A 14,773-nucleotide genomic window follows, 5' to 3' on the forward strand; every position below is an offset into this window, starting at 1 on the left:
AAAACGCAATTCAATCTTCATTACGATTTGTTACACACGGCCCCGTGACCACGCCCGTCTTTCTCACCGTCGACACCGAGTTCGCCTGGCGCCATCATGCCGCGCGGCTCGGGTGTGACGACATATACGCACGGTCGCTCGAACCCGCGGGCGTCGGGCTGAGCTACCAACTTGCCGAGCTTGCCCGGCACGAGCTGAAGGCCTGTTTCTTCGTCGATCCGATGCCTGCGCTCGTCTACGGCCTCGCGCCGGTCCGCCGCATGGTCGAGACGATCCTCGCAGCCGGGCAGGAGGTGCAGCTCCATCTTCACCCGAACTGGACCGGGGCGAGGCTCGGCGATGGCGGCGTGCGCCATGCGCGGTTCCAGCTCCACGACTACAGCCTCGCCGAACAGACCGAGCTGCTCGTTCGCGCCACCGACCTGCTGGTCGAGGCGGGGGCGCCCAAACCGATCGCCTTCCGCGCCGGAAGCTATGCCGCCAACGACGACACGCTGACCGCGCTCGGCACGCTCGGCTTCAGTTACGACAGCAGCCACAACGGTTCCGAAGCCCATGCCGCTAGCCGCATCTCGCTTCCCGTGCACCAGATCGCACCGATCCGGCCGTCCCCCGACAGCGACCTGATCGAAGTCCCCGTCACCGTGATCGAGGACAAGCCCGGCAAGGCCCGCACCTTCCAGCTCTGCGCGCTGTCGGCGGGCGAAAGCTACGACGCGCTCGAACACGCCGCGGTATCGCACCATGCCGCGGTGACGATCGTCAGCCATGGCTTCGAACTGGCCAACCGCCGTGGCACCCGCGCCAATGCGGTCCACGTGCGTCGTTTCCAGGCGCTGTGCGGCATGCTCGCCGAAATGCGCGACGTCCTCCCGACATATCATTTCGTTGATCGCCCGCCGCTCGCGCTCGACCATGCCGACGTGCCGCTCGCGCCCGATCAGTTGCGGACGCGCTGGCGCCAGGCGGAGCAACTCTGGTCGAACTGGGTCTCGGAACGGTCTCGGCTGCGGCGACGGTAATGGTTGAAACGCTGTCGTTGCGGTTTCAGGTCGGCGCGCGAACGCTGGCTGCGATCCCGAGGCGATTGGTGCGCGTATCGATTTCGCTCGATGCGGTAATTGGCGGGGTTCGCTCCGCGCTGCCGCCATTGCCGGTCGACGCGGACGGCTATCTGGTGACGTCGTTGCCCGAGACGATGCTGGCGGGTCTAGACACGCAGGGCCTGCGCGCGTTCGTTCGCCAGCGCTATGTCCGGTATCATGTCGATCTGGCGGCGGGCGAGGCGGCATGGCTCGCGACGTTATCGGGGAGCGCGCGATCGGGCATCAGGCGCAAGGCGAGGAAGCTGGCCTTGGCGAACGGCGGTGCGCTCGATATCCGCGGCTATCATACGCCTGCGTCCTTCGCCGTGTTCTATCCGCTCGCCTACGCCGTCTCCGCAACGACGTATCAGGCGCGATTGCTGCGGTCGGGACTGCCCGAAGACGCCGAGTCGGTACGGCACCTCCAGGCGTGCGCGGCGGCGGATGCGCTGCGGGCATGGCTGTTGTTCCTGGATGGCGAACCAGTTGCCTATCTGTGCTGCACCGCGGACGGAGGGTCGCTGCGCTACGACCATGTCGGTCACGATCCTACGCATAACGCGCTGTCGCCCGGCGCGGTGCTCCAGGTGGAGGCGTTGCGCGAACTTTTCGCGGAGGCGCGGTTCGCCCGGTTCGATTTCACCGAGGGCGAAGGGCAGCACAAGCGGCAATTCTCGACCGGTGGCACGGCGTGCGTCGACGTGCTGCTGCTTCGCCCGACGCCGGCGAATCGCGTGACGGTGGCGGCATTGCGGACGTTCGACGCGGCGATGGCCTCGGCCAAGCGCGCGGCGACGCACCCGATCGTGGCAAGGCTCGCAAAGAAAATACGCCGCTAGAGGCCCCGCGACGTTCGATTGTCGCAACCTACACGCGTCGATCGCACGCCCCTCCCTCTCGCGATGCGAGAGGGCTAAGAGAACGCCATGCATCTTCGCGCAGCCGCCATCGTCGTCGCCGTCCGCCAGCATGGCGAGCATGGCGCGATCGTGCGGGCGCTGACCCGCAACGACGGCGTCCAGCCCGGCTATGTCCGCGGCGGCCGGTCTCGCGCGATGCGGCCGGTGCTGTTGCAGGCCAACGTCATCCAGGGCGAATGGCGCGCGCGAACGGGGGAGCAACTCGCGTCGCTGACTGCCGAGCTGATCCACAGCCGCGCGACGCTCCACCACGAACCGCTCGCGGCTGGTGCGCTCGAATGGGCGACTGCGCTCACGGCGGCGGCGCTCCCCGAAGCGCAACCCTATCCCCAGATCCACGACGCGCTCGACGGCGTGCTCGGCGCGATCGAGGCGGCGCCTTCGGCACGCGGATGGGCGGCGGCACTCGTGCGCTACGAACTGCTGGTGCTGGCGGAACTCGGCTTCGGGCTCGACCTCGATCGTTGCGTGGCGAGTGGCGTGGAGGACGACCTCGGCTTCGTCAGTCCCAAGAGCGGCGGCGCAGTCTCGCGCGGGGCCGCGTTCGGATACGAGGCCAAGCTGTTGCGATTGCCACGATTTCTCATCATCGGCGGTGAAGCCGAGTGGCCCGACGTGTTCGACGGCCTGCGCCTGACCGGTCATTTTCTTGCCCGCGACATCCTCGTCGATCGTCGCGCGGATCCGCTTGCGGCACGCGACCGGCTGGTGGATCGCCTCAAAAGGGCGGTTGCGTGAGCGCGCATCGCCCGGCAAGGGCGGCGGCGGAGGAACGCACATGCCCTTGATCGCGATACTGGCCGGCGACGGCATCGGACCCGAAGTCACCGCGGAAGCGCGCCGCGTGCTCGACACGCTCGGTCTTGACCTCACCTATGAAGCGGGACTCGTCGGTGGCGCCGCGTACAAGGCGGTCGGCCATCCGCTCCCGCCCGAGACGCTGGAACTCGCGAAGCGCGCGGACGCGATCCTGTTCGGCGCGGTCGGCGATCCCGATTGCGACAATCTCGAGCGTCATCTTCGCCCCGAACAGGCGATCCTCGGCCTCCGCAAGGCGCTCGGCCTGTTCGCGAACCTGCGCCCCGCCAAATTGTTTGCCGGTCTGGAGGATGCGTCTGCGCTTCGCCCCGAGATCGCGCGCGAGATCGACATGGTCATCATTCGCGAACTGACCGGCGATGTCTATTTCGGCGCCAAGGGTTTCCGCACCACTGCCGACGGCCTGCGCGAAGGCCATGACGAGATGCGCTACGACGAACGCGAGATCGCGCGCATCGCCCGCGTCGGCTTCGAGACCGCACGCACCCGCAAGGGCAAATTACTGTCGGTCGACAAGGCCAACGTGCTCGAGACCTCGCAGCTCTGGCGCGATGTCGTGATCGAGGTTTCGGCCGAGTATCCCGACGTCAAGCTCAGCCACATGTACGTCGACAACGCAGCGATGCAGATGGTCCGCAAGCCCGGCCAGTTCGACGTGATCGTCACCGGCAACCTGTTCGGCGACATCTTGTCGGACGAAGCGTCGATGTGCGCGGGCTCGATCGGCATGCTGCCGTCCGCCGCGCTCGATGGCACCGGCCGCGGCATGTACGAACCGATCCACGGCAGCGCGCCAGACATCGCCGGGCAGGGCAAGGCCAATCCGTGCGCGGCGATCCTGTCCGCCGCGATGATGCTGCGGCATTCGCTGGGGATGCCCGAAGCCGCCGACCGGATCGAGGCTGCGGTCGCGGCCGCGATCCTCGGTGGTGCGCGCACGCCCGATCTCGGCGGCACGCTGACCACCGCCGCGATGGGCGACGCCATTCTTGCCAAGCTCGGCTGACCTGATGATCGCCGACCTTCTCGAACTCGCGGTCGTCATCCCGACGTTCAACGAGAAGGCCAATGTCGCGACATTGGTCGCCAAGCTCGATCAGGCGCTGGTCGGGCGAAACTGGGAGGCGATCTTCGTCGACGACGACAGTCCCGACGGCACCGCCGATGCCGCACGCGAGATCGGCCGGCTGGACAAGCGCATCCGCGTGATCCAGCGGATCGGTCGCCGCGGGCTGTCGTCGGCGTGCATCGAGGGCATGTGCGCCACCGCCGCGCCGGTCGTCGCCGTGATCGACGGCGACTTGCAGCATGACGAGACGCTGCTCCCGGCGATGCTCGACCTGCTCAAGGGCGACGGGTCGGCAGAGGGCGCGCTGGATGTCGTGGTCGGCTCGCGCTTCGTCGTCGGCGGCTGCACGGGCGAGTGGGACAGCGACCGCGTGGCCAAGTCCGCGCTTGCGACCAAACTGTCGCGGCGCGTGCTGAAGGCCGATCTCAGCGATCCGATGAGCGGGTTCTTCGCGATCCGTACCGATGTCGTCCGCCGGCTTGCGCCCGATCTGTCGGCGATCGGCTTCAAGATCATGCTCGACCTGCTGACCGCCTCGCCGACGCCGCTGCGCTTCGTCGAGCTGCCCTACACGTTCCGTTGCCGGACCGAGGGCGAGAGCAAGCTCGATCACGTGGTCGCGATGGAATATCTCATCGCGCTGTACGATCGGATGTTCGGCCGCTTCGTGCCGGTGCGGTTCGCGATGTTCTCGGCGATCGGCGTGCTTGGCGTCGGCATCCACATGGTCGTGCTGACTGCGCTGTTCCTTGGTCTCGGCGCCGGTTTCGTGTTGGGCGAGATCGTCGCGACGCTGGCCGCACTGACCTTCAACTTCTTCCTTAACAACGCGCTGACCTATCGCGATCGCCGCCTGAAGGGCTGGCGACAACTGGCGGACGGCTGGGTGTCGTTCGCGGTGATCTGCTCGGTCGGCGCGATCGCCAATGTCGGCATCGCCGCGTTCCTGTACGAAATGCGGGACGGCGCCTGGGCGGCGTCGGCACTGGTCGGCGTGCTGGTCGGCGCAGTGTGGAACTACGCGCTGTCCTCCAAATTCACCTGGGGGCGGTACTAGGTCGCGCCCTTCGGGTGTGCTCCTGGCTGTCCCCGGGCTTGTCATCGCCGCTCCCCCCCGGCAAAGCGGCGCGCATGAAGCGCAAGACCGGCCAGGATCGTTCGATCACCCAGAATTGGCGTCCCGCGACGCGCGCCATCCGCGGCGGCACCGCCCGCAGCGAATATGGCGAGACGTCGGAGGCGTTGTTCCTCACCTCGGGCTATTGCTACGACAAGGCGGGCGACGCCGCGGCGCGCTTTGCCGGCGAGCAGGAGGGGATGACCTATTCCCGCCTGCAGAACCCGACCGTGCAGATGCTCGAGGAGCGGATCGCGCTGCTCGAAGGCGCCGAGGCGTGCCGGACGATGGCGACCGGCATGGCGGCGATGACCGCCTCGCTGCTATGCCAGCTCCAGACCGGCGATCACCTCGTCGGCGGGCGCGCGGCGTTCGGCTCGTGCCGTTGGCTCACGGACACGCTGTTGCCGAAGTTCGGGGTCGCCACGACGATCGTCGATGCGCGCGATCCACAGGCGTTCCTCGACGCGGTTCGCCCTGAAACCAAGGTGTTCTTCTTCGAGACGCCCGCCAACCCGACGATGGACATCGCCGACCTCAAGGCGATCTGCGACATCGCGCGCGAGCGCGGCATCACGACGGTGGTCGACAACGCGTTCGCGACGCCGGCCTTGCAGCGGCCGATGGAATTCGGCGCGGATGTCACTGCCTATAGCGCGACGAAGATGATGGACGGGCAGGGCCGCGTGCTCGCCGGCGCGGTTTGCGGAACCGAGGATTTCATCACCAATACGTTGTTGCCGTTTACGCGCAACACCGGGCCGACCTTGTCACCGTTCAATGCGTGGGTGGTCCTCAAGGGCCTCGAAACGCTCGACCTGCGTATCCACCGCCAGTCCGAGAACGCGATGAAGGTTGGCCAATTTCTCGAAGGCCGTGTGCCCCGCGTGCTGCACCCCTTCCTGCCGAGCCATCCGCAGCACGAACTCGCCATGCGCCAGATGGACGCATGCGGGCCGATCTTCGCGTTCGAGGTCGAGGGCCGCGAGCAGGCGCATGCGTTGCTCGATGGTCTCGAACTGGTCGATATCTCGAACAATATCGGCGACTCGCGCTCGCTGATGACGCATCCCGCCTCGACTACGCACGCGAGCGTCTCGCCCGACAAGCAAATCGAGATGGGGGTGACTGAGGGGTTGTTGCGGATCAACGTCGGGCTCGAGGATGCGCAGGACGTGATCGACGATCTCGACCAGGCCCTGAGGCAGGCGGGCCTGTGAAAGCGCTGTTCCCCAACGCGGCGACGACCGATGGGGTGACGGTGCGCGTGTCGGTCAGCTACCTGCCCGAACAGTCCGAGCCCGAGCGTGGCCGCTGGTTCTGGGCGTATCACATCCGCCTCGAGAACGAGGGCACGGACACCGTCCAGCTGCTCACCCGCCACTGGGTGATTACCGACGGTCGCGGCGCGCGCCACTCGGTCGAGGGCGAAGGCGTGGTCGGCGAACAGCCGGTGATCGAACCGGGCGCGAGCTTCGACTATGTCTCGGGCTGCCCGCTCGCGACGCCATCGGGCGCAATGCAGGGGACATACCGCATGGTCCGCGAGGACGGCGCGATCTTCGACGTCGAGATCCCCCGCTTCTCGCTGTTCGCGCCCGCGGTGCTGAATTGAAGCGCACGCATCTTCCGCTCAATGGCCTGCGCGTACTCGACGCGGCGGCGCGGCATCTGTCGTTTACGCGTGCTGCGGACGAACTGGCCGTCACGCCAGCGGCGGTTGGTCAGCAGATCCGTGCGCTGGAGGATACGCTGGGCGTAGTCCTGTTCCGCCGCACTACGCGCGGGCTCGAACTGACGCCCGAGGCGGAGGCAGGGCTTGGCGCGCTGCGTGGCGGGTTCCTGCAGTTCGAGGAAGCCGTGCGGGCGATGCAGGCCGGGCAGTCTTCGAAGTCGCTGACGATCGCCGCGCCGCGCGACCTGACCGAGAAGTGGCTGATGCCACGGCTTGCGCAGATCGCCGAGGCGGATCCCGAACTGCGGTTCGTGCTGATCACCGCAGACGAGAATGTTGATTTCACCGAAGCCAATCTCGACCTCGCGATCCGCTGGGGCGATGGTCCTGGCGAGCATGAGGGGGAAGCGCTCGAATCCGAGGGCATGGTGACGATCGCCGCGCCCGGCAGCGATAGCGAAGCCGCGATCGCATGGTCCGGAGAGGATGGCGTAGCGCTGGTCCGCGTAACGGATGCCGGACTCGCGATCGACGCAGCAGCGGCAGGACTGGGTCGCGCGACGGTTCCCGAACTGCTCGCGCGCCGCGATCTCGCACAGGCCCGCGTCCGGCTGATCGGCGAGTCGCAGCCGTCGAAGGGGGGATACTGGCTGGTCGCCCCGCTCCCGCAGTGGCGCCAGAAGAAAGTCCGCGCGCTTGTGGATGCCCTGACCGCGTGAGGCAACCTGGACGCAGACCGCGTCGCGCCGGGGTGTCACCGGTGCTGAAGACGCGGCGGCTGCGGCTGCGGCCGCTCGTCGAGGGCGATGCGACCGCGTTGCACCCGATGCTCGCCGATGCGGAACTGATGGCCTATTCCGCCGACGGCCCCTTGGGCTCGGTCGACGACGTCCGCACCTACCTCGCCGAAGAGGCCGCGCCGGGCAACCAGCGTACCTGGGCGATCACCCGCACCGGCGACGATCGCGCGATCGGCTGGGTCTCGGGCAGCGAGGCCGACGGGGCAGGGGTGACGGAGATCGGCTTCATCCTCGCGCGCGAGGCTTGGGGGCGGGGAATTGCGCGCGAGGCGGTCAGCGCAGTGATCGATCGGTTATTTGCAGAGGGGCGAAATCGGGTGTTCGCGGATGCCGACACCGAGAATACCGCGTCGATCTTGTTGCTGGAGCGATTGGGCTTTCGGCGTGAACGGTTGTTGCGAGATGAGTGGGAGACACATTTGGGTCTGCGCGACAGCCTGATCTACGGGCTGTGCGCGGATAGCTGGCAGGCGGCTGGGCGGGCTTAACTGCAAACCACGCCGTATTGATGTCCACCACCCCGGCGAAGGCCGGGGCCCAATTGGTCAGGTGGATATAACGGAGCGATATCCTCCGTTAGCAGCGTTTCCCAATTGGGCCCCGGCCTTCGCCGGGGTGGTGGTTTTAACTGAGGCCTAGGCCTACCGCGCCGCCAGCAACGCCAGCGCCCGCCCCATCAGCCCCGCGAATCGAACCTCGTTCACGCCGTCATCAGCCCGATGCCAGTTCCCGGTCGCCGCATACCAACGCCCGTCCTTCGCCTGCACCAGATAGTTCAGCGTCAGGACCCCAGGCTCGCCACCGCCCTTGAACCCGACATACCCAAACCGCTTGGCAATCGCCGGATCGACCCCCGCATTCACCGCCAGCACCGCCCGGGTCGTGGCATCCGCTCCGCGCAACCGATCGAGCAGCCCCGCCATCGCCGAGGGACTCGCAAACCACTCGACGCTGTCGATCGCCACCGGCTTGCCCGCGAACACGCTGGGATCGAGCTTGGCCGTCGCGATCTTCACCGCATTGTCGACCAGCAGCGCGCGGCGCTCGTCCACCGAGCCCGCCGCCCACGCCTTCATCAATGCTGGATCGCCCTTCAACGCGAACATCTCGCGCGTCGTCATCACCGGCACGCTGCCGCCGGCCGACGCCGCCATGGCGTCGACCTTCGCGCGCCCGAGCGTCGTCAGCAGCGTATCCGTCGCGGTGTTGTCGCTGATCGAGATCATCAGCGTCGCCAGCGTCTGCACCGTCACCGGCGACTCCGCTGGCCAGGTCTGCAACACGCCTGAGGGCAGCGACGGCGCGCCCACCTTCATGACATCCGTCCAGTGCCGCTCTTCCGCGGCCACCTGCCGCGCAAGTTCGGCCAGTATCCAAAGCTTGAACGCAGACCCGAGCGGTGCGGTGACATCCGCACGGTATTCGAGGATCGGCGCAGGCTTGCCCTCGCCAAGCGCATACAGTCCGAACCCGCTGGCCCCCGGCAGCGCGCGAAACTCCGCTTCGACCTTGGCGAGGCTATCGTCGCGTGCACCCGTACCCGTGATCAGCAAGCCGGTGGCCGCATGCGGCGCACCCGGATCCAGAGCCAAGCGGACGCTCGCCGTTCCTCGTTCGTAACCGACGACTAGGTTCGCCGACCACGCCGACGTTGCCGTCAGCGATTCGATCTTCTGCGGCGCGCCGAGTGTCGCCTTCAGCTTCTCGACGATCGTCGCGAACTGCGCCTTCGGCACCTTGTCGCGGAAGCTTGCCGCAAAATACGCGTCATACGCGCCACGCCCGTCGAGGATCGCGACCAGCGCATCGGCCTTTGTCCGCAGCACCGGATCGGCCACCGCACCCTGCGCCACCGCGCCGACCGGCAGCAACGCCACCACCAACGCCATCAGCCAGAGTGCCAGCCCACGCATCAGTTCTTCAGCTTCCACCCGCTCTTCAGCAACCGGTAGCAGAGCGTCGCCAGCGCCAGATCGATCAGCAGGATCACGATGCCGCCGATCATCACGGGCGAGTCGGCAATCCCGAGGAATCCGTAGCGAAAGCCCGAGATGATGTAGAAGAAAGGGTTGGCATGGCTGAACGCGCGGAACGCCGGCGCGAGCTTGTCGACCGAGTAGAACGTCCCCGACAACAGCGACAATGGCGCGATCACGAAGTTGGTGACGGCAGCCGCATGATCGAACTTGTCCGCCCAGATGGAGGTCAGCACGCCGAGCAGCGCGAGGAACACCGCACCCAGCAACCCGAACCAAACGATCGCCAGCGGCGCATGCGGCGTCACGTGCACGCCCGGATACAGCGCCATCGCCGCCCAGACGACGATCCCGACGATCACCGCGCGAGTCACCGCGCCACCGACTAGTGCTGCCAGCAATTCACCCGTGGACAAGGGCGGCTGGAGATAGTCGACGATCGTGCCCTGCATCTTGCCCACCAGCAGCGAGAAGCTCGCATTGGCGAACGCCGGCCCCATCATCCCCTGCGCGATGATCAGCCCCGGCGCGATGAAATCGGCGAACGCGACGATCTGGCCGTCGACCGGCACCGGGCTTTTCGCGCCGGTCGCGATGGTGAAGACGATCAGAAACAGGAGGGTGGTGATCGCCGGCGCCCACACCGTCTGAAGCTGCACCTTGAAGAACCGGCGCACCTCCTTGATATAGAGGGTTCGCGATCCCTCCCAGTTCACGCTCTTTATGACGGGAACGCCGGGGGCGGATCGCACCGCCGAATGGATTTCACCGATTGGGGGCTGGCTGCTCATAGGGGTTGCGGGTAATCGCTGCCGCCGCTGCCCGCAACCCGGCTGAACAAGACTGAGGAACGAACATGTCCTGGACCGACGAGCGCATCGAGACGCTCAAGACGATGTGGGAGGCGGGCCAGACCGCCAGCCAGATCGCCGAAGCCCTGGGTGGCGTCAGCCGCAACGCCGTCATCGGCAAGGCGCACCGCCTCGAGCTGCAGGCGCGCCCGTCGCCGGTGAAGCCGAACGATCCCGAGGCGAAGGCGGCGGCTGCGGCTGAAGCATCGGCGGCTGTTGCAGCGGCGCCCGAGCCGGTCGCGGCGCCGGAACCGGTCGAGGCCCCCAAGCCCGCACCGGCCGCACCGCCAGTTGCTGCGACCAAGCCCGCCGCGCCCGTCGAGCCGGAGCCCGTTGCCGACGAGGACGACGAAGACGAGGATGAAGACGAGGCTGCTCCCGTCATTGCCGCGCCTGTGCGTGCGCCGCAGCCGATCTTGCGCTCGGTAGGTCCTGGCGGATTCCTTCGCCAGGCACCCGGCGAGCAACAGCCGCCGAGCACGCCTGCGCCGCCGCGTCGCCTGGTGCCTGCCAAGCCGTCGCCCGAAATGGCCAACAAGACGAGCCTGCTCGAGCTGAACGACCGGATCTGCAAATGGCCGCTGGGTCATCCGGGCGAGCCCGACTTCCACTTCTGCGGCAAGGCGGTGAACCCGGGCTTCCCGTATTGCGTCGATCATTGCGGGCATGCGTACCAGGCGCAGCTGCCCCGCCGTGATCGCCGTCCGACTCCACCGTTGCCGTTCGGCGGTCCGCGGCCGAGGTGAGGCGCAGGGCGGCCTGCGCCAACTTGGCGCAGGACTCGCCCAAGCCCGGCCGGCGCGGCTAGCCGCGGCCGACGACATGGGCTTTGCCCATGGCTAGCGTGATTTAAAAAGGCCGCTTCCTCGGGTGAGGAAGCGGCCTTTTTCAAAACTGCTACCACCTCAACTTCAAGAGGCATCACCCCGGCGAAGGCCGGGGCCCAATTGGAAAGGTCGCGGTTACCGAGCGCTTCGCCCGTTTAGCAACGTTTCCCAGTTGGGCCCCGGCCTTCGCCGGGGTGGTCCGTGTGTTTGCTGGCGAGCACCCTTACCTTGTTCTCCCGCGAAGGCGGGAGCCCAGTCTGGGTCCCCGCCTTCGCGGGGAAACAAGCTTCGGCTGGTAACGGGCGACCGTCACCTCGGAACATACCGGGCAGGACGGACGCCAAGGCTCAGCGAACAAGAAAAGGCCGCTTCCCTACTCAGGAAGCGGCCTTCTTCATATCACGCTAGCCATGGGCGAGTCCGCTGCCAGCGTGGCAGCGGCCGCCCTTTGCCTTAAAACCTAAACGCAGCCGTGCCGCGCAGGCTGTGCCAGCGGAAATCCTCGGAGTTGCGACGGAAGTCGGTGCCCGACGCGTTGCCGCGCGTGAAGGGGCCACCGGCCGGGCCACCCGATGCACGGACGCGGTAGTCGTTGTCCTGATACTGGTGGTACTGGTATTCCAGACCGACCGAGAAGTTCTTGCCCAGCTTCTGCTCGATGCCGCCACCGCCGACGATGCCCCATTCCTTGCTGTCGCCGTTGCTGGTGAAGGTGTTGGCGGTATTGCCGGTCGTGAAGCTGTTGTCGATGTTGGCATAGCCCACGCCGAACGTGCCGTAGAACAGCGTTGTGTTCGCCGCATAGCCAAGACGGCCGCGTGCCGATGCTTCCCACTTCAGGTCGCGCGTCATCGTGTAGAAGGCAGGCGTGGTGCTGAACGCGGAAACGCTGTCGCTGATCTCGTTCTTGCCGAACTCGCCGACCACGCCGACGACGATGTTGCCGCGCTGGTAGTCCGCGCCGACCCGCGCCGAATAGCCGATGCCGTTCTTGTCGCTACGGCAGCCACGGCCACCGGCGGCGGGCGCGGTGTTGCTGGTCGCGCGACCGTTGCAGAAGCCTGGCGAGAACGCGTTGGCGGCGGTCGCAGTCGAGATGGTGTCGCCGAAGCCGCCATCCAGATTGCGATCGAATGCGATCGTCTCGCCATTGTCGTTGGGCTGCACGTCATAGCCGAACGAGCCGCCGACATAGACGCCGCTGAACGGCGCTTCGTCGGTTACGTCCTGCGCCATGGCTGGCGCTGCGAAACCCAGTGCGGCAACGCCTGCAAGCGCCACCATCATCGTCTTGTTCATATTCACTCCCGGAAACTTCATGACAGGTTTTTCATAAACGGCCGATCGCGGGAAAATTATCCCGCTGTCGCAACAATCTGGATCAGTGTGACTTTCGGGTGACAGGGAGAACAAACAGAGCCTGTGGCTTTGTCCGACGCCTGCGGCTACGCTCCCGCCATGGCTGAAGATCTGTTCGCGTCCCCCGGCGCACCCGGCGCCGGCAAAACCGCCGCCAATACCTATGACGCCTCCTCGATCGAGGTGCTCGAAGGCCTCGAACCCGTCCGCCGCCGCCCCGGCATGTATGTCGGCGGCACCGACGAGCGCGCGCTGCACCATCTCGCCGCCGAGGTGCTCGACAACGCGATGGACGAGGCGGTCGCCGGCCACGCGACCCGGATTGAAGTCACGCTGGAGGCGAACAACCGCCTGACGATCGTCGACAACGGCCGCGGCATTCCAGTGGATCCGCATCCTAAGTTTCCGGACAAGTCCGCGCTGGAGGTGATCCTCTCGACGCTCCATTCGGGCGGCAAGTTCGCGGGCAAGGCGTATGCGACGAGCGGCGGCCTGCACGGCGTCGGCATCAGCGTCGTCAACGCGCTGTCGTCCGACACCGTCGTCGAGGTCGCGCGCGATCGCCAGCTCTACCGCCAGCGCTTCGCCAAGGGACTGACGCTCGGGCCGATCGAGCATCTGGGGGCCACGCCCAACCGTCGCGGCACCAGCGTCGCGTTCACCCCCGATACCGAGATCTTCGGCACCGAACTGAACTTCAAACCGCAACGCCTCTACAAGCTCGTCCGCTCGAAGGCGTATCTGTTCGCGGGCGTAGAGATCCGCTGGCATTGCACGCCCGACCTGATCGCCGACGACACGCCCGCGCAGGCCGTGTTCCAGTTCCCCGGCGGCCTCGCCGATCACCTCCGCGACCAGATCGCCGGCCGCGAATGCGCAACGTCCGACTTCTTCTCCGGCTCGCAGGATTTCCCGAGCGCGAACGGCGAAACGCAGGGCCGCGTCGAATGGGCCGTCGCGTGGCCGTTGTGGAGCGACGGATCGTACAGCTGGTATTGCAACACCATCCCGACCCCCGACGGCGGCACGCACGAACAGGGCCTGCGCCAGGCTCTCGTCCGTGGCCTGCGCGCGTTCGGCGATCTAGTCGGCAACAAGAAGACCAAGGATATCAGCGCGGACGACGTCATGGTCGGCAGCGAACTGATGCTGTCGGTCTTCATCCGCGAACCGCAATTCCAGAGCCAGACCAAGGACCGCCTCACCAGCCCCGAAGCCGCCGGTCTCGTCGAAAAGGCGGTACGCGATCATTTCGATCATTTCCTCAGCCACAACATGGAGCGCGGCAAGGCGCTGCTGAATTACGTGCTGGAGCGGATGGACGAACGCCTGCGCCGCAAGCAGGAACGCGACGTGAAGCGCAAGACCGCTACGTCCGCGCGGAAATTGCGCCTGCCCGGCAAGCTGACCGACTGCTCGGCCAACTCGCCCGAGGGCACCGAGTTGTTCATCGTCGAAGGCGATTCGGCGGGTGGTTCGGCCAAGCAGGCGCGTGACCGAAAGACCCAGGCGATCCTCCCCATTCGCGGGAAAATCCTCAACGTCGCGTCAGCGACTAGCGCGAAGATCTTCGCCAACCAGGAAATCGCCGACCTGACGCTGGCACTCGGCTGCGGCACCCGGAAGGACTGCACGCCGGATACGCTGCGCTACGAACGCATCGTCATCATGACCGACGCAGACGTCGACGGCGCGCACATCGCGACGCTGCTGATGACGTTCTTCTTCCAGGAGATGCCCGAACTCGTCCGCCGCGGGCACCTCTACCTCGCCCAGCCACCGCTCTACCGCCTCACCGTCGGCACCAAGAGCGTCTACGCGCGCGACGACGCCCACCGCGCCGAACTTGAACGCACGGTGTTCAAGGGCAAGAAGGTCGATGTCGGCCGCTTCAAGGGCCTCGGTGAGATGAACCCGAGCCAGCTCCGCGAAACCACGATGGACCCGGCGACGCGCGGCATGCTCCGCATCACGCTCCCGCAGGAATACGAAGAGCGCGCGCAGGTGAAGGACCTCGTCGACCGCCTGATGGGCAACAACCCCGCGCACCGCTTCGCCTTCATTCAGGAGAATGCGGGGCGGATGGACGAGGAAGCGATCGACGCCTGAAATCAGTCCGCGGTAAAATTTCTAAGACGCAGGATCTGCCGGTCGCTATCGACAAGATAGATCGGATCTCGATGAAACGATCATCTTGCGCTGCAGATCGGCGAGCATACACTGTAATAATCGAGGCGCATCCGCCGTCGGATAAAGGGGGTATGCTCATGATCCC

General features: G+C 66.5%; 14 protein-coding genes. 11 read left to right on the forward strand and 3 right to left on the reverse strand.

Features of this window, described 5'->3' with window-relative positions; genetic code table 11:
- Positions 1 to 44 precede the first annotated feature (44 nt).
- From VH567_RS16670 to VH567_RS16710, 9 genes are all read left to right on the forward strand, one after another.
- Positions 45 to 1,022, forward strand: coding sequence for a polysaccharide deacetylase (locus tag VH567_RS16670; RefSeq protein ID WP_423327351.1), 978 nt, complete (start codon positions 45 to 47; stop codon positions 1,020 to 1,022).
- Entirely contained in the window at positions 1,022 to 1,924 is a 903-nt protein-coding gene (locus tag VH567_RS16675) for a GNAT family N-acetyltransferase (protein ID WP_423327352.1), read from the forward strand. The genes VH567_RS16670 and VH567_RS16675 overlap by 1 nt, the downstream gene beginning before the upstream one ends.
- Positions 1,925 to 2,011: 87 nt before the next feature.
- Positions 2,012 to 2,743, forward strand: a complete 732-nt coding sequence (gene recO / locus VH567_RS16680; protein ID WP_423327353.1) for a DNA repair protein RecO — start codon at positions 2,012 to 2,014, stop codon at positions 2,741 to 2,743.
- Between the two features lie 40 nt (positions 2,744 to 2,783).
- Positions 2,784 to 3,830 (forward strand): 3-isopropylmalate dehydrogenase, encoded by a 1,047-nt coding sequence (gene leuB, locus VH567_RS16685; RefSeq protein ID WP_423327402.1) that lies wholly within the window; start codon positions 2,784 to 2,786, stop codon positions 3,828 to 3,830.
- 7 nt (positions 3,831 to 3,837) lie between these two features.
- A complete protein-coding gene (locus tag VH567_RS16690; protein ID WP_423327403.1) occupies positions 3,838 to 4,950 on the forward strand; it encodes a glycosyltransferase family 2 protein in 1,113 nt (370 codons plus the stop codon).
- 74 nt (positions 4,951 to 5,024) lie between these two features.
- Complete coding sequence (locus tag VH567_RS16695; RefSeq protein ID WP_423327354.1) at positions 5,025 to 6,230, forward strand: trans-sulfuration enzyme family protein; 1,206 nt, start codon at positions 5,025 to 5,027, stop codon at positions 6,228 to 6,230.
- Complete coding sequence (apaG, locus tag VH567_RS16700) at positions 6,227 to 6,625, forward strand: Co2+/Mg2+ efflux protein ApaG (RefSeq protein ID WP_423327355.1); 399 nt, start codon at positions 6,227 to 6,229, stop codon at positions 6,623 to 6,625. The genes VH567_RS16695 and apaG overlap by 4 nt, the downstream gene beginning before the upstream one ends.
- Positions 6,622 to 7,404: a LysR family transcriptional regulator gene (locus VH567_RS16705; protein WP_423327356.1), complete on the forward strand. Its 783-nt coding sequence runs from the start codon at positions 6,622 to 6,624 to the stop codon at positions 7,402 to 7,404. Before apaG ends, VH567_RS16705 begins: the two co-directional genes overlap by 4 nt.
- A gap of 41 nt (positions 7,405 to 7,445) precedes the next feature.
- Complete coding sequence (locus VH567_RS16710; protein ID WP_423327357.1) at positions 7,446 to 7,973, forward strand: GNAT family N-acetyltransferase; 528 nt, start codon at positions 7,446 to 7,448, stop codon at positions 7,971 to 7,973.
- 153 nt (positions 7,974 to 8,126) lie between these two features.
- Here VH567_RS16710 and VH567_RS16715 read toward each other — a convergent pair whose 3' ends face one another.
- Positions 8,127 to 9,398, reverse strand: coding sequence for a serine hydrolase (locus tag VH567_RS16715; RefSeq protein WP_423327358.1), 1,272 nt, complete (start codon positions 9,396 to 9,398; stop codon positions 8,127 to 8,129).
- The gene (locus tag VH567_RS16720) at positions 9,398 to 10,252 is read right to left on the reverse strand and encodes an ABC transporter permease (protein ID WP_423327359.1); all 855 of its coding nucleotides are present in this window, start codon (positions 10,250 to 10,252) and stop codon (positions 9,398 to 9,400) included. The genes VH567_RS16715 and VH567_RS16720 overlap by 1 nt, the downstream gene beginning before the upstream one ends.
- A gap of 65 nt (positions 10,253 to 10,317) precedes the next feature.
- Here VH567_RS16720 and VH567_RS16725 point away from each other — a divergent pair, with 65 nt between their 5' ends.
- Positions 10,318 to 11,058 (forward strand): GcrA family cell cycle regulator, encoded by a 741-nt coding sequence (locus VH567_RS16725; RefSeq protein WP_423327360.1) that lies wholly within the window; start codon positions 10,318 to 10,320, stop codon positions 11,056 to 11,058.
- A 534-nt stretch (positions 11,059 to 11,592) separates the two neighbouring features.
- On the opposite strand, the gene VH567_RS16730 is transcribed toward VH567_RS16725, so the two are convergent.
- A complete protein-coding gene (locus tag VH567_RS16730; protein WP_423327361.1) occupies positions 11,593 to 12,438 on the reverse strand; it encodes an outer membrane protein in 846 nt (281 codons plus the stop codon).
- A 159-nt stretch (positions 12,439 to 12,597) separates the two neighbouring features.
- Between VH567_RS16730 and parE the strand changes: the two genes are divergently transcribed.
- Positions 12,598 to 14,607 carry a DNA topoisomerase IV subunit B gene (gene parE / locus VH567_RS16735; RefSeq protein WP_423327362.1) on the forward strand — a complete coding sequence of 670 codons (2,010 nt, stop codon included), beginning with the start codon at positions 12,598 to 12,600 and terminating at the stop codon, positions 14,605 to 14,607.
- The last annotated feature ends 166 nt before the right edge of the window (positions 14,608 to 14,773 follow it).

It is taken from the genome of Sphingomonas sp. 4RDLI-65, from assembly GCF_049472435.1.
Taxonomy (GTDB): domain Bacteria; phylum Pseudomonadota; class Alphaproteobacteria; order Sphingomonadales; family Sphingomonadaceae; genus Sphingomonas.